Genomic DNA, 23,112 nt, shown 5'->3' on the forward strand with positions numbered 1-23,112 from the left:
GGCGGCGGTCAGCCGTCGGCGCCGGCGAAGTGTTCGCGGACCAGGGCCTGGACGACGGCGAGGTCCTGGGAGACGAGGGCGTCGAGCAGGGCGGTGTGCTCGGAGGCGTCGGCCAGCAGGTCGGCGCGGCGGGTCGCGGGGCCCGAGACCAGCGGCCACTGGGAGCGCCGGTGCAGTTCGTCGGCGACGGTCACGAGCTGCTCGTTGCCCGACAGCGTGAGGACCGCGCGGTGGAAGGCCCGGTCCGACTCGGCGTAGGCGGCCCGGTCGCCGACGGCCGCCGCCGTGACCGTGGCCTCCGCGAGCGGGCGCAGACCGCCCCACCGGTGCGCCGGGACCGTACGGGCCAGGCTCAGCATCACCGGGACCTCGATCAGCGCCCGCACCTCGGCCAGTTCGGCCAGTTCGCGGGGGCCGCGTTCACTGACCCGGAAGCCGCGGTTCGGCACGACCTCGACGGCTCCCTCGACGGCCAGCCGCTGCATGGCCTCGCGCACGGGCGTGGCGGAGACGCCGAAGCGGGCGCCGAGCGCGGGGGCGGAGTACACCTGGCCGGGCACCAGCTCACCGTCGACGAGGGCGGCGCGCAGGGCGTCCAGGATCTGGCCGCGGACGGAGTGGCGCTGGACGAGGGCACGCGGCGCGGGCGGTTCGCTGTGGGTGTGCTCGCCCCGGGCGGCCTGTTCCCCCTCGGCCGGGCGCCCGCCGGCCCGCTCAACTCCCGCCTGCTCGAATCCGGCCCCCTCGCCCCGGGCCTGTTCCGGCACCCGGCGCTCCGGCATCCGGCCGGCCGCCGGAGTGCGCGGGAACGCTCCCAGGGCGTAGGCCGGACGTGCGCTCTCGCGCGCGCTGCCCTGCTCCACCAGGACCTCCTCCGCCTGTCTCGGGCCGACTCGCGTGCGCCGGACCTCCTGTGCACGATAGAGGGAGGAGGCCGCGGTTCAAACATCGATGGCATCGGGTAAGGTAAGCCTTACCTGCAAACGATCCCGATTCGGTGGTCCCCTGCATGACCCTCTCTCCGCCGTTCACCGACACCGCGACGTCGCCCGTGAGCGCCGCGTACACCCGCCTGACCGAGGTGTTCCCCGGCCTGCGGGCCGACGTGCTCGGCGGCGACGCCGTGGCCCCGTCCGGAGCGGGCTGGGTCGGCGCGGCGGAGCTGGCCGCCGGCGGTCACGCCGTGGACGCCTTCCTCGCCTGGGACAACGCCCAGGTGCTGCGCGACTACGGCCGACAGGCCCGCCCGGACGTGGTGGCGAGCTTCGGTCTGCACCGGTACGCCTGGCCCGCCTGTCTTCTGGTGACGGTCCCCTGGTTCCTGCAGCGGCGGGTGCCGCGGATTCCGGTCGAGGACGTGGCCTTCCAGCGGGCGCTGGGGCATCTGACCGTGCGGGTCCGGGAATTCGCCTGCCTGCCGGACGACCCCGCCGCCACCCTGCCCGGGGCCCGGGTCGTCGCGGACGAGGCGGCGCTGCGGGCCGAGGTCCTGGCCTCCCTGACCGAGCACCTCGGTCCGGTGCTGGAGGGCTTCGGGCCGCGTATGCGGCGCGGGAAGCGGGCCCTGTGGGGGATGGCGACCGACGAGATCGTCGAGGGCCTCTGGTACATCGCGCATCTGCTGGGCGAGGAACGCCGCGCCATGGCCGAGCTGGAGCTGCTGCTGCCCGGCACGACCAAGCCGTACGTCGGCACCGCCGGCTTCCGCGAGCTGACCGGACCCGACGGCCGGTCGCTGCCGACCCGGGACCGGGCGAGCTGCTGCCTCTTCTACACGCTGCGCCCCGAGGACACCTGTGTGACCTGTCCGCGTACCTGTGACACGGACCGGGTGCGAAAGCTCGCCGCGGCTTCCTGATCCACACCGCCCGTCCGGATGACGTGGAATCGAACGCGACCCGGTTCGACCGAGCGACCGTTCGAGAAGATTCCACCCATCGATAGCCTCTCCCACCCCCATGGCGTGCTCTTGTCCCGAAACCACCGGTGCGGGACGGGAATTCCGTCACGATGGCGCACGAAACGCCCTACGTGACGCAAGGGACCGCGCATGAGACTGACCGACATATCGCTTGACTGGCTGCTTCCGGGCGCCGTACTGCTCGTGGGAGTCATGGCGGCGGTGACGGTGGTCGCACGCGGCAAGCGTGCCGCCGGCAAGGCCGCGGCCGACGACTCCTGGGAACGCAGCGAGGAGCGCCGCAGACGCAAGGAAGCGCTGTACGCCACCGCCAGTTACGTCCTGCTGTTCTGCTGCGCGGCGGTCGCCGCCGCGCTCTCCTTCCACGGGCTCGTCGGCTTCGGCCGGCAGAACCTGAACCTCACCGGCGGCTGGGAGTACCTGGTCCCGTTCGGGCTGGACGGGGCCGCGATGTTCTGTTCCGTGCTGGCCGTACGGGAGGCGAGCCACGGAGACGCGGCGCTCGGCTCCCGGCTGCTGGTGTGGACCTTCGCCGGGGCCGCCGCCTGGTTCAACTGGGTACACGCCCCCCGGGGCATGGACCACGCGGGCGCGCCGCACTTCTTCGCGGGGATGTCCCTCTCGGCCGCGGTGCTCTTCGACCGCGCGCTGAAGCAGACCCGCCGCGCCGCGCTGCGCGAACAGGGCCTGGTGCCCCGTCCGTTGCCGCAGATCAGGATCGTCCGCTGGCTGCGGGCGCCCAGGGAGACCTTCGGCGCCTGGTCGCTGATGCTCCTGGAGGGCGTCCGCACCCTGGACGAGGCGGTGGACGAGGTGCGGGAGGACCGCAGGGAGCGTGATCAGGAACGGCTGCGCCGACGCGACCAGGAGAAGCTGGACCGGGCCCGCATCAAGGCCCTGAACCGGCAGAACCGGGTCTGGGGACGCGGTGGGCGGGGCGACCGGCAGGTGGACGTGCCCGCCCTCGCCGCGGCCTCCGGCGGCGCGGCGCCGGCCGTCGCGGAGCCCGCCATAGCAGAGCCGGGTCAGCTGCCTCTGCGACCCCGGCCATCCCTGCAAGCCGTCGGCCCGAAGCAGGCGGACGGTTCGAGCTCGAAGAGCCTGGACGCTTCGGGCCGGGGAAGTGATCCGCGGACCGTCGACCTCACCGCCGAGGACGACACCCAGACACTCCCCCGGCTCGACTCGCTGGAACAGAAACTGAAGGATCTGGAGCAGCAGTTCGGCTGAGAGCGTCGCGCGACGGGGGCCCCTCAGGGCCTTCCGCCGTGCAGCTCGAACCAGACGACCTTGCCCAGGGCCTGCGCCTCCACGCCCCAGGCGTCGGCCAGGCTCCGAACCAGGATCAGGCCCCTGCCGTGCGTACCGTCGTCGGCGTTCGGTACGTACGGCGCGGGCAGATCCTCCGCGGCGAAGTCCTGGACCTCCACCCGCAGTCGGGCCGGCGTCGCCGTGGCGGTGACCACGGCCCCGTGCCGGGTGTGGATGAGAGCGTTGGTCACCAGCTCGCTCACCAGCAGCTCCGCCGCCTCGGTCCGCTCCTCGTCGGAGCAGTCCCGGAGGAACTCCCTCAGCTCCCGGCGCACTTCGCCCACCGCCGACCGCTCGGTGTGGCCCACCCTGCGACGCATCCGGATCGGCGGCGGCGCCTCGCCCGGTCTCCGGCCCCGGGGGCCACGCCCCTCGATGACCGCGGTCCTTCTCTGTCGCTTCGCCATTTCCCCCGCCCGCACAGTGAACCGACCTCCTCTGGTCCGGCCGCTCGTCGAACAGCCTCACGGGATGCATGCCCCTGTACGTACACGGTCACGCTTGTCGACCCGTCACTAGGTGAACGGTCAGGAGCGGCGAGGGGCGCACGGGACATCCCCCCCGCGCACGCCATCACCGCGTAGGCGCAGCCGCCGTCAACGTCCCTCACGTGCGCCTGAGTTGACGTTGACTCCGGCCTGCCGGGGCCAGGGCCCCGTCGGCTCAAGGCCGGGGAACGTTACGGAGGTTGGAGCGGGCCATCTGGAGCATGCGGCCCACTCCGCCGTCGAGCACGATCTTGCTCGCGGAGAGCGCGAAGCCGGTGACCATGTCCGCGCTGATCTTCGGCGGGATGGAGAGCGCGTTCGGGTCGGTGACCACGTCGACGAGCGCGGGGCCCTTGTGCTTGAAGGCGTCCTTGAGCGCGCCCTGCAACTGCTTGGGCTTCTCCACGCGTACGCCGTAGGCGCCGGCCGCACGGGCGATGGCGGCGTAGTCGGTGTTCGCGGCGTCCGTCCCGTACGACGGCAGGCCCGCCACCAGCATCTCCAACTCGACCATGCCGAGCGAGGAGTTGTTGAACAGGACGACCTTCACCGGCAGATCGTGCTGGACCAGGGTGAGGAAGTCGCCCATCAGCATGGAGAATCCGCCGTCGCCGGACATCGCGACGACCTGCCGGTTCAGGTCGGTGAACTGAGCGCCGATCGCCTGCGGCAGGGCGTTGGCCATCGAGCCGTGGCTGAACGAACCGATCACCCGTCGCTTGCCGTTGGGTGTCAGGTAGCGGGCGGCCCACACGTTGTTCATGCCGGTGTCGACCGTGAACACGGCGTCCTCGTCGGCCATCTCGTCCAGCACGGAGGCGACGTACTCGGGGTGGATCGGGATGTGCTTGTCGACCTTGCGGGTGTAGGCCTTGACCACGCCCTCCAAGGCGTTCGCGTGCTTCTTCAGCATCCGGTCGAGGAACTTGCGGTCCGACTTGGGCTTCACCCGGGGCGTCAGACAGCGCAGGGTCTCGCGCACGTCGCCCCAGACCGCGAGGTCGAGCTTGGAGCGGCGGCCGAGGCGCTCGGGGCGCACATCGACCTGAACGATCTTCACATCGTCCGGGAGGAAGGCGTTGTACGGGAAGTCCGTGCCGAGCAGGACGAGGAGGTCGCACTCGTTGGTCGCCTCGTACGCGGCGCCGTAGCCGAGCAGCCCGCTCATCCCGACGTCGTACGGGTTGTCGTACTGGATCCACTCCTTGCCGCGCAGCGCGTGCCCGACCGGGGACTTGATCTTCTCGGCGAACTCCATGACCTCGGCGTGCGCCCCGGCCGTGCCGCTGCCGCAGAACAGCGTCACCCGTTTGGCCTCGTCCACCATGCGGCAGAGCTTGTCGATCTCGTCGTCGCCGGGCCGTACGGTCGGCCGCGCGGTGACGAGGGCGTGCTCGATGCTCTTCTCGGGGGCGGGCTTGGAGGCGATGTCGCCCGGCATCGAGACGACGCTGACGCCGCCGCGCCCGATGGCGTGCTGGATCGCCGTCTGGAGCAGCCTCGGCATCTGCTCCGGGTTGGAGATCATCTCGTTGTAGTGGCTGCACTCCTGGAACAGCAGCTCCGGATGGGTGGCCTGGAAGTAGCCGAGACCGATCTCGCTGGAGGGGATGTGCGAGGCGAGGGCCAGCACCGGGGCCATCGAGCGGTGCGCGTCGTACAGGCCGTTGATGAGGTGCAGGTTGCCCGGGCCGCAGGAGCCGGCGCAGGCCGCGAGCTCTCCGGTGACCTGCGCTTCCGCACCGGCCGCGAAGGCGGCGGTCTCCTCGTGGCGGACGTGGATCCAGTCGATGGCCGGGTTACGCCGGATGGCGTCCACGACGGGGTTAAGGCTGTCGCCGACGACGCCGTACAGGCGTTTGACACCTGCCCTGGCGAGGATGTCGACGAACTGCTCCGCCACGTTCTGCTTGGCCATGGGTGCGCACCCTTCCTTGCCGTGCTCCGTGCACTTCGGTTGTCCGGACTCCGGAGCCCGAAACACCGTGTCGCCCGGCTCCGGAATCCATCAACCCACGGTGTGCCCGGTTACGCCTCCCAGACCGCGGCGCAGGTGCGGTCGTCGGCGTACCCCTTGATCCGGAGCTGGGTGTCCGCGAGGAAGGCGGGCAGTCCGGGTGGTCCGGCGCTCCCCCAGCGCCCGGCGAGCTCGCCGGGGAGCGCCGGCTCACCACGCATCGGCTCGGCGAGTCCGTCGCTGCACAGCAGCAGCGTGTCGCCGGGGCGCGCCACGGAGGCCCGGAAGCGGAAGGGCTCGGCGGGATGCCGGGCGGGGCCGTCGGCGTTCGGGGACGGCGGTGCGGCGATCTGGAGGTCCATGGTCAGCCGGTCCCCGCCCGGGTCCTCCTCCTGCTCGTCGCCCGCCCGCGGGCCGCCGCCCTCGGGGACGAGGGGCTCCAGGTCCTGCCAGAGTCCGTCGCGGAGGCGGAAGAGGCCGCCGCTGCCGACGCCGAAGAAGACCCGGGTGCGGCAGTCGGGGTCGGCGGACAGCAGGAGGCACCGGAGGCTCGCGGTGTACGCGGCCGGTGCCACGCCGAGTTCGGCGGCGCGGGCGCGCAGCTTGCCGTACGTACGGTCGGTGAGCCGGTGCAGCCCGGCCTTCAGGTCGTCCCGGCGGCCCGCTCTTATGTCCTCGGAGAGCCGGAGGTGGCTGCGGGCGACGGCACCGCCGATCCAGCGGCAGGCATCGGCCGCGGCGAGGTGCGCCGCTTCGCCGGCCCGGTTGCCGCCGGCCACGGCGACGAGGACGAGGGCGCTCTCGGCCGCTCCGAAGCGGGCGGTGAGCAGCCCGTCGCGCCGGGGTTCTCCGCGGAAGCGGGCGGAGTCACCGCGTACGGAGGCGGTGCGCAGGGTGTACGTCCCGTACCGGGCGCCGTCCAGGACGGTGTCGGGGGCGAGGCCGTCCAGATTCTCCGAGGTGGCGGAGGGCAGGGCGGCGGGCTCGGCGTCGTAGGTGGGCGGCCGGCCCCCGAGGTGGCCGACGGACGGCCGGCCGTCGGTCGCTGCGTCGTCGACGGGATCCGGCGGACGTACGTGCGGGGCGTTGGCGTCGGGCGCGAGAGCGGGCTCGGGCGCTTCCGGCACGCGCGGCGCGGCGAACGTCCTGGGCCCGGGCTGCCCGGCGGGCGCCTCCCAGGGGGCAGGGAAGACGGTGGTGCGCGGGGCGACCGGCTCCGGCCCTGCGGCAGCGGCCGACGCCCGAGCCGGTTCCGGCTTCGCTTCCGGCTTCGCTTCCGCCTTCGGTTCCGGCTTCGCTTCTGACTTCGGTTCCGCCGTCGGTTCCGGTTCCGGTTCCGGCTTCGCCTTCGGCTCCGGATCCCGCTCCGGTTCGGCACCAGCGGCCCGCCCCGACGGCCCGTCGCGCTTCGCGTACGCATCCCAGGCCGACCGGGGGTCGGGCATGACCTCCGGAGCCGCCTCAGGGTCCGGGACGGGGCCCGGCAACGGCTCCCGCCGCGCCACCACGGACTGGCTCCTTTCGGCCGACGGCCGGTACGCGTCCGCGTACGGGTCCTCGCAGCGGTCCTCGTCCGGCTCCTCGTGGCGATCGGCGTACGGGTCCTCGTACGCGTCGCCGTACGGGTCCCGGACGGTCTCGCCCCCGGTGTCCCGGTGGTCGCCCACCGGGCTGCTCACCGGGCCGCGCACCGTGTCCGACACGGAGTCGAAGCGGTCGTCGAGACTGTCGGCCGCACGGCCGGGACCGGTGTCGTGCGCGGTCTCGTCGTACAGCTTGCGCCACCAGTCGTCCTCGTGGGCGGCGGGCTTCTCCCCCTGCTGACTCATGCCCATATTGTCCACCTCGAAGGCGGCCCGAGAACGGGACATCGGGAAAATGTGGCGCGCACATGGGTCCGCCGGGCGGCCCCACCCCCACGGGAAGGACGCCCGGCGGACCGGCCGGCGTGAGCGGCGTCCCGGCGTTCCGGCCGTTCGTACGATCGGCCGGTCGCCGGTTCAGCGGCTCGTGAGCCACCCGCCGCTTCAGCGCACGACGTACGCGTCGTTGACGGTCTGCACCACGGAGTTGCCCTTCGCGTCGGTCAGTTCCGTCCGCAGCGTGACGGCCTTACCGGTCGCGTCCGCGTGGTCGACGGTCGCGGTCCAGCTGCCGGACTGCTGTGCGGTGGTGGCCGCGTGCCAGGTCTCACCGCCGTCGTAGCTGAAGGAGACCTTCACGCCGGTGAGTTCGCCGGGGGTGTACCCGGCGTGACCGGTCGCGTGGAGCCCGACCTTCTGGCCGTTCTCGGCGGGCACGGTCTTCATCCCGTCCGTCGGCACGTCGTAGCGCGGAAAGAGCAGCGGTAGCCCCTGCGACGCCACGTCCGGCCTCCGCTCGGAACGGAACGCCCAGGTGGTCTCCGTCCGCGTGGACCGCTTCCAGACCGCCGCGGGCGAGCCGATCTTCGTGGTCATCAGGGTCAGTTCGTACGCGGCGTCCTCGGCCGGCACGGTGAAGACACCGAACGGGTAGCTGCTGCTGTCGACGAGTTCGCCCTCGCGTTCGAGCCGCATTCCGCCGATGTCGCCGAACGAGCCCTGCTGGCCGATGTGTTCGGAGTCGGTCATGAAAGCCGGTGCGACACCGATCCGATCGCCCCGCCGTTCGCCCGCGAGCAGCTCCGTGCCCGCCGCGTCGCGCGGTGCGCCGGGGACCAGCAGCCCCCGGTACCACTCCTCCGTCGTGGTCCGACCCGCCCGGTAGGTGCGGGCGTCGCCCGTCATCAGTTCGCCCCAGGGGAAGCTGGAGGAGAGCATCTTCTGCCAGACGGTGTCCCCCGCCGTGTAGTACTCGGTGCGCTTTCCGGGGGCGGCGAGCGAGGACGCGCCGAACGTCGCGCCGTAGGGCCGGGAGACCAGGAGCGTGTCGGTGAAGTCGGCGGCCACTCCCATGGATTCGTGGGTGGAGACGACCGAGCCGAGCTTCCTGTCACGGACCTTGTAGGTGCGGTCCGAGGTGATCTGCCCCTTCTCCGGGAACGACAGGTTGTACACGAACGGGCTGACGGCCGTGGCGGTCCACGAGACCTCCGTCTTCCCCTTGCCGAGCGCCGTCGTCAGCACCACCGCCTCGTCCGCCGGCAGGCCGAGCACCGGAAGGGGCGCGGCCCCGTAGCCGAGGGACGGCTTCCAGTCGCCGGCCGAGGGGCGGTGCACCAGGAGCGCCTTCGCGCCGGCGGCCTGCGCGGCCCGCGCCTGGGCCAGGACGCCTGACGCGTCGTCGCCCACCTTCACCAGGGCGACCCGGTCCTTCGCGTCGGCGGCCTCCAGTTCGGCGGCGCTGCCCGCACCGGCGTCGACGACCTCGGCGCGGCCGGTGCCGTTCAGGTTGACCGAGCCCGTGGTGGCGGGCCGGGGGTGCAGGTCCGCTCCGCCGACGAGGGAGAACTTCTGGATCTGCGGGGCGTAGGCGCGCCAGAAGGACGCGAACTCGAAGTCGCCGTCACGTGCCTTGCCCCGGACGTCGACCAGGTAGTCCTTGATCAGCCCGGTGCCGGCGATGGACCCCGAGTGCAGCCAGGTGTCGTCCCACGAGCGCCCGAACGCGAGGGTCGCACCGCGTGTCTCGGCGGCCCGGTCCTCGGTCCTCACCTTCAGGCGGTGGGCCTTGCGGGCATCCAGGACGAGCGTGGTGTCCTTCGTGACGTTCAGCTGGGGCCGCGCCAGATAACCGATGGATCCGACGAGTTGACCGGTCGCGTCCGTGGTGTCGGGCGTGGCGATGAAGCTGGAGACGAGGTACGCGCCGGGGCGGACCCGGTAGATCTGGTCGGTGGCGCCCTCGTTGAAGCGGCGTTCGCCGGACGCGGTGTCGGTGCCGATGAGGTCGAGGGAGGAGACGCCGCCGGCGGGCTTGCCGGTACGGTCGACGAGCTTGACGCGCAGGGTGACGGTCTCCGGGGCCACGTACAGGGAGAACGGGGTGGATACCCTCACTCCCCCGGTGCCTGTGGCGAGTATCCGGCCGGTGACGTCACCGTACTGGGCTGCGGTCAGCCGGGCGTCCGGAGCCAGCGCGAGGGGCACCTCGACGGTCGCCCCGGCGGGCACGGTGACGGACTTCCGGCCGAGCGACGCGATCGTGGAGCGGACGGTCGAGCCGTCGTTCCCGGTGACGCCCGCGACCTTCAGCGAGAGGGTGACCGGCTTACCGCTCGTGTTGGTGTACGGCACGGCGACGGTGGTGCGGTCGCTCCTGTCCTGCGGCCAGTCGAAGGTGCCGCCCTGCACGGCCGGTGCGCCGAGTACGGGCGTACGCACGGCGCGGTCGACGTCGAGACGGCCGCCTCCCGTCTCGCGTACGTCGCCGGGGACGGCGCTCCGCGCCGAGGAGACGAGGGCCGCCTTGATCTGCTGGGCGGTCCAGTCGGGGTGACGCTGCTTCACCACGGCCGCGGCGCCCGCGACATGCGGGGCCGCCATCGATGTGCCGGACATGGACCGGTACGCCTCCGAGCCCCGGCCGCCGGCCGCCGCGGCGGAGATGGCGACTCCGGGCGCGGCGATCTCGGGCTTGAGGGTGTGCGAGACGATCGCGGGGCCGCGGCTGGAGAAGTTCGCGGTGGAATCGTCGCGGTCGACGGCTCCGACGGTCAGCACGCCGGGTGCACAGCCGGGCGAGGAGACGGTGTTCAGGGACGGGCCGAGGTTTCCGGCGGCGACCACGAAGAGGGTGTCCTTGTTCTTGCCGAGTTCTTCGGCGGCCAGGCTCATCGGGTCGGTGCAGTCGGTGGGCTCGGCGCTGCCGAGGCTCATGGACACGACGTCGGCCTTGCTGTCGACCGCCCACTGCATGCCCGCGATGATCCAGGAGGCCGCGCCGGACCCGCTGTCGTTCAGGACCTTGCCGACCATCAGGTCGGCGCCGGGCGCGACGCCCTTGTTCTTTCCTCCGCTCGCCGCGCCGGAGCCGCCGACGGTGGAGGCGACATGGGTACCGTGGCCCTGCCGGTCGTCGGTGGTGTCGGAGTCGGTGAAGTTCTCCGATGCGGTGATCCGGCCCTGGAGGTCGGGGTGTTCGGCATCCGCCCCGGTGTCCAGGACGGCGACCTTGGCGCCGGTCCCGTCATAGCCGGCGGCCCACGCGACGTCGGCGCCGACCTGTTTCGTCGACTTGTCGAGACTGGCCTGAACCTTGCGGTCGAGCCAGAGCTTCTTGAGCCCGGCGCCCGACCGGGAGCGGGGGGCGGTGAGGTCGGCCCAGAACGCGGCGGCCCGCTTCTTGTCGGCCTTCAGCGCGAGTCCGTCGATGACGCCGAGAGCCGCTCCGCGCTCGGCCCCGCGCGGGATGAGCGGGGCGCGGCGGGCGGTGTCGCCGGTGTACGTGGCGATCAGCGGGACGGCGTCGGTGTGGCTGTCGTCGTAACCCTGGCGGATGAGCCCGGTGACGTTGAACAACTCCTCGTCCACGGTGCCCGCCGCGAGCGCGGACACGGCGGACTCGGGGTAGACGTACAGGTCCGGGCCCGACTGCCGGGTCTGCACGAGCGGCACGCTGCCGTCCGCGCGGGGCAGGGCGGTGGCGGCGGACGCACCCGAGGCGTCCGTCGTCACCAGCACGGTGTCGCCGGTGACCAGCGTCAGTGTGGCGGGCTTCGAGTCACCGGCGTCGGTGGCCGCGCTCCCGGTGATCGGTCTGTTCGGATCCCGCTCGTCCGGTGGCGCGGCCACCGACGGCGCGATCACCGTGACGGCGAGCACGGCGGCGGTCGCCGCTCCGAGTGCCGTACGCGATATCGGGCGCATCGCTCTCCCCAGGTCAATCCGGAACGAAGCAGCCCAAGAGGACGCATCCCGGAGGTTGTTGGTGCTGCGGTGGCGCCACAGTGGCAGAGGGGTCGGGGGTACAGGGATGATGTGGGCGGCGGGTTTACGCCGTGGCCTCTTCCCGCCACCCGGGACCCGTCGCAGGGGCGCCTCGATGCGCGATCACCACACCCGGGGAGGTCGGAGAATGCTGGGGGCCATAGGTCTCGACGAGAGACAGGAAACCGCGTACCGCGCGCTCGTCGCGGCGGGAGCCGCGGAGCTCGCCGATCTCGCGCATCGGCTGGCGCTGCCCGAGGCGGACGCCGAACGGGTGCTGCGGCGGCTGGAGCAGCAGGGCCTGGCCGCGCAGTCCTCGGCCCGGCCGGGCCGCTGGGTGGCGGCGCCGCCCGGCGTGGCGCTCGGCGCGCTGCTGATCCAGCAGCGGCACGAGCTGGAGCAGGCGGAGCTGGCGTCCGCGCTGCTGGCCGAGGAGTACCGGGCCGAGGCGAGCGAACCGGCGGTGCACGACCTGGTGGAGGTGGTGACGGGCGCGAGCGCCGTCGTCCAGCGCTTCCACCAGTTGCAGCTGGGAGCCGTGTCGGAGGTGTGCGCGCTGGTGACGGGCAAGCCGGTCGCGGTGACCGGGATGGAGAACGAGTCCGAGGAGCGGGCGGCCTCGCGCGGGGTGAGCTACCGGGTGGTGGTCGAGCGTGAGGTGCTGTCGACTCCGTTCGGGATCATGGAGCTGTCGGCGGCGCTGAGCCGGGACGAGCAGTGCCGGGTGGTGGACCGGGTGCCGACGAAGCTGGTGGTGGCCGACGGGAGCCTCGCGATGGTGCCGCTGACCGCTCGGGGCGCGGAGCCCGCCGCTCTGGTCGTGCACGCCAGCGGTCTGCTGGAGTCGCTGATGGGCCTCTTCGAGGCGGTGTGGCGGGAGGCGATGCCGCTGCGGCTGGGCGGCGGCGGGGTGCGCGAGGACGGGGTCGGGCCGGATCCGACGGATCTGGAGATCCTGTCGTTGCTGTTGGCGGGGCTGACGGACGCCAGCGTGGCCAAGCAGCTCGATCTGGGGCTGCGGACCGTGCAGCGCCGCGTCAAGGGCCTGATGGAGCTCACCGGGGTCTCCACGCGGCTCCAGCTGGGCTGGCATGCGTACGAGCGTGGCTGGGTGGCCCGTACCGGGTCGGCCTGAGACGGCGTCGGCGCAGGTCGACGCGGGTGGGCGGGGTGCGCTGACGGGCGGAGCGGGGCACTCTCCGGCAGGCTGGTCAGATGAGTGTGTGGCAGCTCGTCGCCGTGGGCCTGGTCATGCTGCTGGGCCTGGTCGGGGTGCTGGTGCCGGGCGTGCCGGGTCAGGCGATCGTCTGGGCGGCGGTGCTGTGGTGGGCGCTGACGGACATGACGCCGGCCGCCTGGGGCGTCCTGATCGGCGCGACGGCGCTGATGTTGCTGAACCAGGCCCTCAAACCGCTGCTGCCACCGCGCCGCCCGGGTGACTCCGGGGCGCCTCGCCGGACCTTGATGATCGGCGGGGTCGCCGGGATCGTGGGCTTCTTCGTCGTACCCGTGGTCGGCGGGATCCTCGGGTACGTGGGGGCCATCTTCGGCGCCGAGCGGCTGCGGCTGGGGAGCCGCGGCGCGGGCTGGGCGTCGGTGCGCTCGGTCATGCGGGCGACGGGCTACGCGGTGCTGGTGGAGCTGTTCTGCTGTCTGCTGGTGGCGGGCGCCTGGCTGGGCGCGGTGCTCTGGAGCTGACCGGACGCCCCGGGGCCCCGGTCAGCCGGGGACCGTCGCCGCCGCCTCCAGATGACGTACCGCGTAGGAGCGCCAGGGCCGCCACCGTTCCGCGCCCGGCGTTCCGTACGGGTCCACGTCGGGATCTCCCAGCGCCCGCATCCGGATCAGGGCGGCGGTGCGTCGGCCGATCCCGGGCAGCGTCAGCAGCGCCCGCTCCGCCTCGTCGCGGTCGGCCCCGGCGTCCAGCCGCAGCCCCCCGTCGGCGAGCGCGGCGGCCAGCGCCGCGAGGGCCGGGTCCTCGGCGGAACCGGCGAGCACGTCCGGCTCCGGGAACACATGGGTGAGCCCGCCGCACGGCACGTCCAGCGCCTTCCCGTACCGCTCGACCAGCTCCCCGGCGGCCTCCCGCCCCACCAGGATCCGCACCGCGGCCTCCTCCGGGTCGGCCGCGCCCGGCGACCGCAGCCCGGGGCGTGCGGCGACCAGCGGGGCGAGCCGGGGGTCGGCGGACAGCGCCTCGTCCACGGCGTACGGGTCGGCGTCCAGGTCGAACAGGCGGCGCGCCCGCTGGACGGCGGTGGTCAGGTCGCGGAGGTCGGTGAGCTGGATCCGGGCCTCCAGCCAGGGGCCGCCGGGCGGGGCCTCGTCGACCGCGACGAGCCCGGCCCCGTACGGCAGTCGCAGGGTGCGCCGGTAGACGCGGCGCCCGGGTGGACCCGTCATCTCCTCGACCCGGGCGACCGCGCCGGCGGCCAGCAGGTCGAACAGGGCGGCGGTGGCGTACGGGCCCCGGTGGGCGAGCCGCAGCGGGATCCCGGCCCTGGTTCCCTCGCGGCGTCCGCCGCCGAGCCCGGTACCGGCCTCGGCGCGCAGGGCGCTGGGGGTGCGGGCGTAGATCTGCCGGATGGTGTCGTTGAACTGCCGGACGCTGGCGAACCCCGCGGCGAAGGCGATCTCGGTGACCGGCAGCCCGGTGGTCTGGAGGAGCACCCGGGCGGTGTGGGAGCGCTGGGCCCGGGCGAGCGCGACGGGTCCCGCGCCCAGCTCGGCGTTGAGCTGGCGCTGGACCTGCCGGGCGCTGTAGCCGAGCCGCCCGGCGAGTCCGGGGACGCCGTCGCGGTCCACGACTCCGTCGCCGATCAGGCGCATGGCCCGGCCGACGACGTCCGCGCGGACGTTCCAGTCGGCGGAGCCGGGAACGGCGTCCGGCCGGCAGCGACGGCAGGCCCGGAAGCCGCCGGCCTGGGCCGCCGCCGCGGTCGGGTAGAAGCGCACGTTGGCGCGTTTGGGCGTGACGGCGGGGCAGCTCGGCCGGCAGTAGATGCCGGTGGTCACGACGGCGAAGAAGAACGCGCCGTCGAACCGAGCGTCACGGCTGCTGACCGCCTCATACCTGGTCCGTTCGTCCACACCGTCCAGTGTGCGGCAGCCGGAGCCGCCGCACTCGCGGTTTTCGGACGTCGAACCAGCCGCTCCTGGCTACCGCACCCGGCCGCGCTTGGCCTGCACGGCCGCGCGCCCCTCCGCGCCCTTGCGCTTCCAGTCCCGCAGGATCTCGGAGCGCACCCGGGCGTCGGTCTTGGCGACGATCCGCTGGTTCTCCCGGATCAGTTTGCGGTAGCTGTCGAGCCGCCGCTCGGGCAGCACCCCGTCCGCCACCGCGCCGAGGACGGCGCACCCCGGTTCGGCCCGGTGGGCGCAGTCGTGGAACCGGCACCGGGTGGCCAGCTCCTCGATCTCGGAGAACACCTCGCCGACCCCGGTCCCCGCGTCGTACAGGCCCACTCCGCGAAGCCCGGGGGTGTCGATGAGGACGCCCCCGTGCGGCAGGACGAGCAGGTTACGGGTCGTCGTGGTGTGCCGGCCCTTGCCGTCGACGTCCCGGGCGGCCTGTACGTCCATGACGTCCTGGCCGAGCAGGGTGTTGGCGAGGGTCGACTTGCCCGCGCCGGAGATGCCGAGGAGCACGCTCGTACCACCGGAGACGACGGCGCCGAAGACGTCGAGCCCCTCGCCCGTGGTGGAGCTGACGGGCAGCACCTGGACACCGGGGGCGATCGCCTCGACGTCCTGGACGAGGTGGGCCAGCGTGGCCGTGTCGGGCACCAGGTCCGCCTTGGTGAGCAGCACGATCGGTTCGGGGGTGTGGCCCGCGACCTGGCCGTCACCGAGCAGGGCGGCGCCGCTGGAGCTGGACAGGGCGAGCGCGAGGAAGCGCTCCAGGCGGCCGAGGTCCAGCTCGACGGCGAGCGAGACGCAGATGGCGATGTGGTCGATGTTGGTGGCGAGCACCTGCCCCTCGGACCGCTGGGAGGAGGTGGAGCGGACGAAAGCGGTGCGGCGGGGCAGCAGCGTACGGACGAAACGCGGATCGCCGCCGGCGTCGAGCGCCACCCAGTCGCCGGTGCAGACGATCCGCATCGGGTCACGGGGCACGACGAACGCGGTGTCGGCGCGGACGGGGCCGTCGGCGGTGATCACGTCGCACTGACCGCGGTCCACGCGCACGACGCGTCCCGGCACGAGCCCCTGCCCGGCGTACGGGGAGAAGGCTGCCGCCCAGTCCTCGTCCCAGCCGTACGGAGTCAGCGGGTGCGAGGAGGAAGGAGCGGTGAGAAACGAGAAAGACAAGGGAAACCCTTCACAGGGCGGCCCCGGCACGCGCGCTCGGCGCGGGAATGAGGGAAGTCGGTCAGCCGGTGGCCACGGGGATGAGGACGATGCTCTTCCGGTTGTGGGCAGTGCCCATCGCAACGACAGTCATCAATGTCCTCACCTCCTGGTTCTTTCCGTCTCCGTGCCGCAGACGTCATGGCGACGCCCGGAACAGTGGCCAGATTAGCCGGACGCCCGGGAGTGGCGTCAACAGCTTTTCCGCGCACCTCCGATGGAGGCGGCCCGACCGGGGTGTTCGCCGGAGTTGGGCACAGATCTCCCTCGATCGGGTGATACGCATGCATAGAGCCTGGTCCGGGGCCGTTAGGGTGCCGAGCATGACCACACCCCAGGCCCCCACCGGCACGTTCACCCAGGCCCAGTTGGGCACGCAGATCCTGATCGGCTGGAGCGGCCGGCAGCCCGACGCCGACCAGGACACCGCCTTCCTCCTCGCGTACTCGCTGGGCGACGGGCAGGACGGCCCGGAGGTCGGCCGCGAGGCCATGCGCGCCGCACTGGAGCGCGCGGGCCTCCACGTCGGCGGCCCGATCCAGGACGCGGCCGAGAGCCCCGGCGTCCAGGCGAAGCTTCTCGTCCAGGCGGGGCGGGCCGTCCTGACGCTGCCTCATCTCTCGGCGCAGTATCCCGCCCCGGCGGAGTGGCTGGCCGCCGCGCGGGCCCAGGGGCAGGTCTACGGGATGTTCGCCACCAGCCCGTGGCCGGACGCCGTGCCCGGGCAGCCGGTCAGCGAGGACCGGCTGCGGGCCTTCGCCACCGACGTGGAGGTCGTCCGCACCGCCGCCCACTGCCTGCTCCCGGTCCGCTCCCTGGGCTGAGGAGCCGTTCCCCCGCCGCCCCGGACATGGACGAGGCCCACCACCCCCCGTGGAGTGGTGGGCCTCGCCCGTAGGGCGTGCGACGGCGCCCTTGGCGTCGGCGCGGAACGAGGACGGGCGGCCCGGAGTGTGATCTCCGGACCGCCCGTACTCAACACCTCAGGCTGTGGTGCGTCAGTTGTTGCCGACGCCGTTGCCCGAGAGGACCGGGATGTCGTCCAGGATGTGCGACAGCGGCTCGTCGCCCTTGGCCTGGGTGGAGTTGTCGGCGCACTGCTGGTTCTGCGGGTTGGACAGGACGTTGACGTCCTGGACCGCGATCGGCACGACGCCGACGAGCGAACCGACGTTGGCCTTGAGGGGCAGGCCGACGCAGAGCTTGTTCAGGGTGCCCTGGACAAGCTGGTTCTGCGGGCTCCAGTTGCCCTCCGTCTCGGCGTTGCCGATCTCCGACTCGGCACCGTTGCCGTTGACCGTGGTGGTACCACCGTCGTTGCCGATCGCCATGGCCGTGGGAGCCGCGGCTGCGGACAGACCGAGCAGGGACACGGCCACTGCGGCGCCGGCCATCATCTTCTTCATCAACTTCACCTTTCGGAGCGTCCCGTTGTGGAACGTACTGATCAACTGCCACCACCCCTGATCGGTTGCGCAGCACCACTCAAATGGGTTCGTTCCGGCGCAAGGTCGACGCCACTCCTCGGTGCTCGGGGACTCATCCTCCGGAGGCCCCGGGTCCGGAACCCTCGTCCGAGGTGCGCGCCGCCGGCACCAAACCGCCGCTCCGGGGCGCCTGGTCCCCTTGCGGCTCCGAGAGGGGGTGACCGAGACCGGCCGCCTGCCACTCGGCGACGAGCCGGTCGTAGATCGGTGTGCCACCCGTCGCGGGCCGCCGCTCTCCGCCCCGCGGGGTCTGACTGTCGTACGGATCCATACGGAGGCCCTACCCCGCCCGGCCCGGATCGTCAGCCGACGCTGCGGCATCCGGCCCAACCGGACAACCCGGCCGGAGGCGTTGGCACACGACGAAGGGCCAGCCCCTCCGGTCCGGCGAAGAACGATCGCCGTACGGACGGACTGGCCCCACGCGGGTCGGCCGGAGCGGACCCGGGCCACCCGGTCTCAGTTGTTGCCGGCGCCGTTGCCGGAGAGGATCGGGATGTCGTTCAGCAGGTGCGACAGGGCCTCGTCACCCTTGGCCTGGGTGGAGTTCTCGGTGCACTGCTGGTTCTGCGGGGAGGACAGGACGTTGATGTCCTGGACCGAGATCGGCACGAGGCCGACGAGCGAGCCGAGGTTCGCCTTGGCCGGCAGCGCGATGCACGGCTTGTTCAGCGAACCCTGGATGAGCGCGAACTGCGGGCTCCAGTCACCGTGGGTCTCGGAGTTGCCGTACGCCTGCGAGGCGCCGTTGCCGTTGACCGTGGTGGTGCCGCCGTCGTTGGCGATGGCCATGGCGGGTGCGGCGGCAGCTGCGGAGACACCGACGACCGAGGCGGCGACGGCGGCCGAGGCCATGATCTTCTTGAACATGAAGGAGCCCTTCTGGGGAGTGATGCGGATCGGTGAGAGAAGAAGGTGGAAAGGTCGTGCCGCGGCGGTCAGCCGCCGAGGGGAACTCCGCCCAGCAGCGGAGCGGCACCCTTGGCCACCCCGGTTGCCTGGCCCGCCAGCTTGCCGACCGTGCCGTCCTTCGAGACCGTCTCGGCGGTCTCGGCGACCGTGCCCACCACCGGGTCCACGACCTGCGGGGCACTGGCCATCACCTGGTTGAGGCCGCTGTCGAGGCTGAAGTTGGGGGCCGTGGGCGTAGTAGCGGCGAAGGCGGGAGCGGCCGCTCCGAGGGCAGCCACGGAACCGGCAACAAGGGCGGCGGTCTTCGCGTACTTCACTTTTCTGGTTCCCTTCTGCGCGGCATCTGTTTCGGTCACGTTCCCGTGCCGCACACAAGCTTTCTTTACCTGTGACTTCTGCCGCTTTCTCCCTGATCAACGATCCGGCCGCATTCGGGAAACTGCGGGGCGACGACTTTCTCCGGCGCCTTGCGCGATTGGAGCCCGCGGAACCGGGCCACGAAAAGGCTCCGGAGGGCAGCCATCACCCGGGGCGGCCGGTTACGGGCACGCGGCCCGGCCCGGCCAGGGGGTCACTCGTTGATGCGGGTAAACCCGTGCACGCGTCCCGGAACGGCGACGGGCCCGAGCCGCTCGGTGGAGGAACTCCGAGGACTCGGGCCCGAGTAGGGCGGCTGCGGATCAGTTGTTGCCGGCGCCGTTGCCGGAGAGGATCGGGATGTCCTCCAGGATGTGCGACAGGGCCTCGTCACCCTTGGCCTGGGTGGAGTTCTCGGTGCACTGCTGGTTCTGCGGGGAGGACAGGACGTTGATGTCCTGGACCGAGATCGGCACGAGGCCGACGAGCGAGCCGAGGTTCGCCTTGGCCGGCAGCGCGATGCACGGCTTGTTCAGCGAACCCTGGATGAGCGCGAACTGCGGGCTCCAGTCACCGTGGGTCTCGGAGTTGCCGTACGCCTGCGAGGCGCCGTTGCCGTTGACCGTGGTGGTGCCGCCGTCGTTGGCGATGGCCATGGCCTGCGTCGTGCCGAGACCGAGGATGGAGGCGGCGACAGCGCCCGTAGCCAGAACCTTCTTGATCACGATTAACCCTTCTCGTACCGATCGCCCCGTAGCGGAGCCCCCTGGTCAACTCGCCGCCCGGCATTAGGTTCTGCCCATTCACCCGAATGCCGGACACGAGGGCCGCCCCTCATCTCTGTTCGTACGACCTCCTGTTCGTGAAGGAATTGCGCACACCCCTCCGGCACTCCTCGCCCGAACGGGCGAACGAGGGCGAGCGACTCCGAGGCCGTGACCCATACCGGAGAGGACACTTCCCCGCCGTCAACACGTGCGACGCCCCAGGCAGGTGGCGGCGGATCGTTTCTCTCCATCTGTGAACCGGAATGCTCAGGGTTCGACGACACCACCCGTTCAGGTGATTACACAATTTCCACGCACATCCGAGTTTCCCCCCTGAACCCGAGTCGTTATGGCAGTCGTCCAGCGCGCACGTCTTCATCATTTTCACCATGGCTTCGCCGCTGGGTCCGGCTCTGCCGCGGCTCCTCCCGACGGCAGCCCGTCTCCCCGCGCGAAGCACCCACGCGACGTCCTCGCGAATGTCCTAAGGAAGGGCAAGTAATGCGACAGGTCTTGAACAAAAGCATGATCGTCATGGCGGCCGCATCCGGCCTCCTGGCGGCGGTCGGCGGCACCGCGCACGCCGACGCGTCGGCCGAGGGCGCGGCCGTCGGTTCGCCGGGGGTCGGCTCGGGCAACGCGGTGCAGGTGCCGGTGCACATCCCGGTCAACGTGTGCGGGAACACCGTCAACGTGATCGCTCTGCTGAACCCGGCCTTCGGCAACAAGTGCGTGAACGCCGACGGTCCGAAGCACAACCACCCGCCGGTGGACAAGCCGCCGGTGGACAAGCCGCCGGTGGACAAGCCGCCGGTCGACGAACCGCCCGTGGACGAGCCCCCCGTCGACGAACCCCCCGTGGACCAGCCGCCCGTCGACGAACCGCCGGTGGACCAGCCGCCCGTCGACGAACCGCCGGTCGACGAGCCCCCCGTCAACGAACCCCCCGTGGACCAGCCCCCCGTCAACGAACCCCCCGTGGACCAGCCGCCCGTCGACGAACCGCCGACCGACACGCCCGGAACCGACACCCCCGGCTCGGGCACGCCCGGGGCCGGTACGCCCGGGTTCGACGTCCCGGGCGCGCACCTGGCCGACACCGGTGCCGCCGACCTGGGCCTGGCCGCCGGCGCGAGCGCCGCGCTGCTGCTCGGCGGTGCGGTGCTGATGCGCCGTACCCGCAACGCGCGGGACTGACAGACCTCCTGCGGGAGAACAAGGTCCGGCCGGACAGCGGGGACTGTCCGGCCGGACCTTCCGTGTCCGCCTACGGCCGTCGCTCCGACGGGTGCGGGCTACGGACGCAGGCTCCGGAGAATGTCGCGCGACCCGTCAGGCTCGGGGCCCGAGGCGCTCTCCCCCGGTCGTCGTTCAGCGGTGATCCTCGCGCTCCGCACGGTGGGTCTGTCCGTCACTCCGCGATGCGTTCGAAGACCGCGGCGAGGCCCTGACCACCGCCGACGCACATCGTCTCCAGTCCGTACCGGCCCTCGCGGCGGTGGAGTTCGCGGGTGAGGGTGGCCAGGATGCGGGCTCCGGTGGCGCCGACCGGGTGGCCCAGCGAGATGCCCGAACCGTTGACGTTGATCCGCTCGTCGTGGTCCTTCTCGCCGAGACCCAGCTCCCTGGTGCAGGCCAGCACCTGTACGGCGAACGCCTCGTTCAGCTCGATCAGGTCGAGGTCGGCGAGGGTGAGGCCCGCCCGGTCGAGCGCGGTGCGGGTGGCGAAGACGGGGGCGATGCCCATCGTCGCGGCGGGCACCCCGGCGCGGGCGAAGGAGACGAGGCGGACGAGCGGGGTGAGACCGAGGCGTTCGGCGGTCGCGGCGCTGGTGACCAGGCAGGCGGCGGCCGCGTCGTTCTGTCCGCTGGCATTGCCCGCGGTGACCGTGGCGTCCGGGTCGGACTTCGCCATCACCGGCCGGAGCGCCGCCAGTTGTTCCGCGGTGGTCCCGGGCCGGGGGTGCTCGTCGGCGGTGACGACGTGTTCGCCCTTCCGGGTGCGCACGGTGACGGGGGCGGTCTCCGCGTCGTAGCGGCCCTCGGCCGCGGCGCGGGCCGCGCGCTGCTGGGAGCGCAGGGCCAGGGCATCCTGGTCGGCCCGGCTGATCCCGTACTCCCGGCGCAGGTTCTCCGCCGTCTCGATCATGCCGCCGGGCACCGGGTGGTTGACGCCTCCGGCGGTGACGCGGCCCCGGGCGAGCGCGTCGTGGAGCTGGAGGCCGGGGCCCTTGATGCCCCAGCGTCCGTCGTGGGTGTAGTAGGGGGCGGCACTCATCACGTCGACGCCGCCCGCGATCACCACGTCGCTGAATCCGGCTCGGATCTGCATCGCCGCGTCCAGCACCGCCTGGAGTCCGGAGCCGCAGCGGCGGTCGATCTGGGATCCGGTGACCGTGGTGGGCAGTCCGGCGTCCAGGGCGGCGACCCGGCCGATGGCGGGGGCCTCGCTGGTGGGGTAGGCGTGGCCGAGGATCACCTCGTCGATCCGGGTGGGGTCGATGCCGGTGCGGGCGACGATCTCCGCGATGACATGTGCGGCCAGCGCGGCCGGGCTCTGCTGGGCGAAGGCCCCGCCGAACCGGCCGATGGGGGTGCGCAGGGGTTCGCAGATGACGACGTCGAGCGGCACGGCGGGGCCTTTCCTTCAGGGCGACCAGGGCGACCAGGGCGGTCAGGACGACGGGCGGGGCGCGGGTGGTGGGGTGACCTTCGCATCCGGTGACTGAGCGGGTCCAATACCGGATGTGCCCCCTTTTCGGAGGCCCGGCGTCTCAATCGGTCCTCCGCCCGGTCCGCGGACGGGGGTCGGCAGCGCGTTCCGGGCGACGGCGAGCACGGCGTGCAGGGCGGCGGAGGGGTTGTCGGCACGCCAGGCGAGGGCCGCCTGGCGGCGGACGGGCGGTCCGGTGAGGGGCCGGTAGACCAGTCCGCTCTGCTGGATGTGGCGTACGGAGGTGACCGTGAGGGTGACACCGACCCCGGCGGCGACGAGCGCCATGATCGTGTACGAGTCGGGGGCCTCCTGGACGACGCGCGGGGTGAACCCGGCGCTCTCGCAGGTCTCCGTCATGGCGTCGCGCACGGTGGAGCCGGAGTTGGCGGGGAAGGAGACGAACGGTTCGTCCGCCAGCGCGCCGAGCGGCACCGCCTCGTGCCGGGCGAGCGGGTGGTCGAACGGCAGGGCGCACAGCAGCTCCTCCTCGTCGATCACCCGGTGCTCCACTCCGGGCCGGGTCACCGGCAGCCGGACGAAGCCCAGGTCGAGGGAGCCGTCGGCGACCCGGTCCAGCGCGACGTTGGCGTAGGTCTGACCGGTCATGACCAGTTCGAGGCCGGGGTGCGCGGCGCGCACGGCGCGGGTGAGACGGGGCAGCGTCTCGTGGCTGGAGGCACCGGCGAAGCCGATGGTGACCCGGCCGTACTCGCCCCGGCCCGCCGAGCGTGCGGCCCGGACGGCGGTGTCGAGGTCGTCGAGGACGGCCCGTACGGGGTCGAGGAAGGTCTCCCCCGCGCCGGTGAGCCGGACGGAGCGCGTGTTGCGGCGGAACAGCTGGACGCCGAGTTCCTTCTCCAGCTGCCGGATCTGCTGGCTGAGGGGCGGCTGTGCCATCTGGAGGCGCTTGGCGGCCCGGCCGAAGTGCAGCTCCTCGGCCACGGCGAGGAAGGCCTTCAGGTGGCGCAGTTCCATGGGGTCACCCCCTCGCTCCATT

The 23,112-nt window shown here is 72.4% G+C and carries 20 protein-coding genes; 6 read left to right on the forward strand and 14 right to left on the reverse strand.

Translation table 11 applies throughout. The features are described 5' to 3' along the window. Nucleotides 1-8 precede the first annotated feature (8 nt). Nucleotides 9-863, reverse strand: coding sequence for a GntR family transcriptional regulator (locus ACH4RG_RS27960; RefSeq protein WP_397922225.1), 855 nt, complete (start codon nt 861-863; stop codon nt 9-11). Between the two features lie 146 nt (nt 864-1,009). Here ACH4RG_RS27960 and ACH4RG_RS27965 point away from each other — a divergent pair, with 146 nt between their 5' ends. Both ACH4RG_RS27965 and ACH4RG_RS27970 read left to right on the forward strand, forming a co-directional pair. After that, nucleotides 1,010-1,858 carry a (2Fe-2S)-binding protein gene (locus ACH4RG_RS27965; RefSeq protein WP_397922223.1) on the forward strand — a complete coding sequence of 283 codons (849 nt, stop codon included), beginning with the start codon at nt 1,010-1,012 and terminating at the stop codon, nt 1,856-1,858. A 192-nt stretch (nt 1,859-2,050) separates the two neighbouring features. Then, nucleotides 2,051-3,151, forward strand: a complete 1,101-nt coding sequence (locus tag ACH4RG_RS27970; RefSeq protein WP_397931011.1) for a DUF2637 domain-containing protein — start codon at nt 2,051-2,053, stop codon at nt 3,149-3,151. A gap of 23 nt (nt 3,152-3,174) precedes the next feature. Here ACH4RG_RS27970 and ACH4RG_RS27975 read toward each other — a convergent pair whose 3' ends face one another. From ACH4RG_RS27975 to ACH4RG_RS27990, 4 genes are all read right to left on the reverse strand, one after another. Continuing rightward, nucleotides 3,175-3,639: an ATP-binding protein gene (locus ACH4RG_RS27975; protein WP_397922219.1), complete on the reverse strand. Its 465-nt coding sequence runs from the start codon at nt 3,637-3,639 to the stop codon at nt 3,175-3,177. Between the two features lie 256 nt (nt 3,640-3,895). Next, nucleotides 3,896-5,638: a pyruvate dehydrogenase gene (locus ACH4RG_RS27980; RefSeq protein ID WP_398540430.1), complete on the reverse strand. Its 1,743-nt coding sequence runs from the start codon at nt 5,636-5,638 to the stop codon at nt 3,896-3,898. 110 nt (nt 5,639-5,748) lie between these two features. After that, nucleotides 5,749-7,506 (reverse strand): protein phosphatase 2C domain-containing protein, encoded by a 1,758-nt coding sequence (locus tag ACH4RG_RS27985; RefSeq protein WP_398540431.1) that lies wholly within the window; start codon nt 7,504-7,506, stop codon nt 5,749-5,751. Between the two features lie 198 nt (nt 7,507-7,704). Further along, on the reverse strand, nt 7,705-11,466 hold the full coding sequence (locus tag ACH4RG_RS27990; protein WP_398540432.1) for a S8 family peptidase: 3,762 nt from the start codon (nt 11,464-11,466) through the stop codon (nt 7,705-7,707). Nucleotides 11,467-11,674: 208 nt separating this feature from the next. On the opposite strand from ACH4RG_RS27990, the gene ACH4RG_RS27995 reads away from it, so the two are divergent. Together ACH4RG_RS27995 and ACH4RG_RS28000 are read left to right on the forward strand one after the other, a co-directional pair. Beyond that, nucleotides 11,675-12,661, forward strand: coding sequence for a helix-turn-helix domain-containing protein (locus ACH4RG_RS27995; protein ID WP_397922211.1), 987 nt, complete (start codon nt 11,675-11,677; stop codon nt 12,659-12,661). An 80-nt stretch (nt 12,662-12,741) separates the two neighbouring features. Next, nucleotides 12,742-13,224 (forward strand): DUF456 domain-containing protein, encoded by a 483-nt coding sequence (locus ACH4RG_RS28000; protein WP_381758967.1) that lies wholly within the window; start codon nt 12,742-12,744, stop codon nt 13,222-13,224. 21 nt (nt 13,225-13,245) lie between these two features. On the opposite strand, the gene ACH4RG_RS28005 is transcribed toward ACH4RG_RS28000, so the two are convergent. Together ACH4RG_RS28005 and rsgA are read right to left on the reverse strand one after the other, a co-directional pair. Then, nucleotides 13,246-14,616, reverse strand: a complete 1,371-nt coding sequence (locus ACH4RG_RS28005) for a DNA-3-methyladenine glycosylase 2 family protein (protein WP_397931114.1) — start codon at nt 14,614-14,616, stop codon at nt 13,246-13,248. Nucleotides 14,617-14,685: 69 nt separating this feature from the next. Next, complete coding sequence (rsgA, locus tag ACH4RG_RS28010) at nt 14,686-15,837, reverse strand: ribosome small subunit-dependent GTPase A (protein ID WP_397922209.1); 1,152 nt, start codon at nt 15,835-15,837, stop codon at nt 14,686-14,688. 362 nt (nt 15,838-16,199) lie between these two features. Here rsgA and ACH4RG_RS28015 point away from each other — a divergent pair, with 362 nt between their 5' ends. Next, nucleotides 16,200-16,700, forward strand: coding sequence for a DUF5949 family protein (locus ACH4RG_RS28015; RefSeq protein WP_397922207.1), 501 nt, complete (start codon nt 16,200-16,202; stop codon nt 16,698-16,700). Nucleotides 16,701-16,874: 174 nt separating this feature from the next. Here the strand turns inward: ACH4RG_RS28015 and ACH4RG_RS28020 are convergent, their stop codons facing one another. The 5 genes from ACH4RG_RS28020 to ACH4RG_RS28040 all read right to left on the reverse strand — a co-directional run bounded on the left by ACH4RG_RS28020 (nt 16,875) and on the right by ACH4RG_RS28040 (nt 19,357). Further along, nucleotides 16,875-17,282, reverse strand: coding sequence for a rodlin (locus ACH4RG_RS28020; RefSeq protein WP_274034434.1), 408 nt, complete (start codon nt 17,280-17,282; stop codon nt 16,875-16,877). A gap of 133 nt (nt 17,283-17,415) precedes the next feature. Then, a complete protein-coding gene (locus tag ACH4RG_RS28025) occupies nt 17,416-17,634 on the reverse strand; it encodes a hypothetical protein (protein ID WP_397922205.1) in 219 nt (72 codons plus the stop codon). Nucleotides 17,635-17,822: 188 nt separating this feature from the next. Then, nucleotides 17,823-18,233, reverse strand: coding sequence for a rodlin (locus tag ACH4RG_RS28030; RefSeq protein WP_397922203.1), 411 nt, complete (start codon nt 18,231-18,233; stop codon nt 17,823-17,825). A 68-nt stretch (nt 18,234-18,301) separates the two neighbouring features. Beyond that, the gene (locus tag ACH4RG_RS28035) at nt 18,302-18,592 is read right to left on the reverse strand and encodes a hypothetical protein (RefSeq protein ID WP_397922201.1); all 291 of its coding nucleotides are present in this window, start codon (nt 18,590-18,592) and stop codon (nt 18,302-18,304) included. 363 nt (nt 18,593-18,955) lie between these two features. Next, nucleotides 18,956-19,357 (reverse strand): rodlin, encoded by a 402-nt coding sequence (locus ACH4RG_RS28040; RefSeq protein WP_274034431.1) that lies wholly within the window; start codon nt 19,355-19,357, stop codon nt 18,956-18,958. Nucleotides 19,358-19,900: 543 nt separating this feature from the next. Between ACH4RG_RS28040 and ACH4RG_RS28045 the strand changes: the two genes are divergently transcribed. Continuing rightward, nucleotides 19,901-20,596 carry a chaplin family protein gene (locus ACH4RG_RS28045; protein WP_398540433.1) on the forward strand — a complete coding sequence of 232 codons (696 nt, stop codon included), beginning with the start codon at nt 19,901-19,903 and terminating at the stop codon, nt 20,594-20,596. Between the two features lie 214 nt (nt 20,597-20,810). Here the strand turns inward: ACH4RG_RS28045 and ACH4RG_RS28050 are convergent, their stop codons facing one another. Both ACH4RG_RS28050 and ACH4RG_RS28055 read right to left on the reverse strand, forming a co-directional pair. After that, entirely contained in the window at nt 20,811-22,031 is a 1,221-nt protein-coding gene (locus tag ACH4RG_RS28050) for an acetyl-CoA C-acetyltransferase (protein ID WP_398540434.1), read from the reverse strand. Nucleotides 22,032-22,073: 42 nt separating this feature from the next. Further along, nucleotides 22,074-23,090 (reverse strand): LysR substrate-binding domain-containing protein, encoded by a 1,017-nt coding sequence (locus ACH4RG_RS28055; RefSeq protein WP_397922193.1) that lies wholly within the window; start codon nt 23,088-23,090, stop codon nt 22,074-22,076. Between the last annotated feature and the right edge of the window lie 22 nt (nt 23,091-23,112).

The sequence above is a fragment of the Streptomyces sp. NPDC021019 genome (assembly GCF_044333295.1).
Classification (GTDB): domain Bacteria; phylum Actinomycetota; class Actinomycetes; order Streptomycetales; family Streptomycetaceae; genus Streptomyces.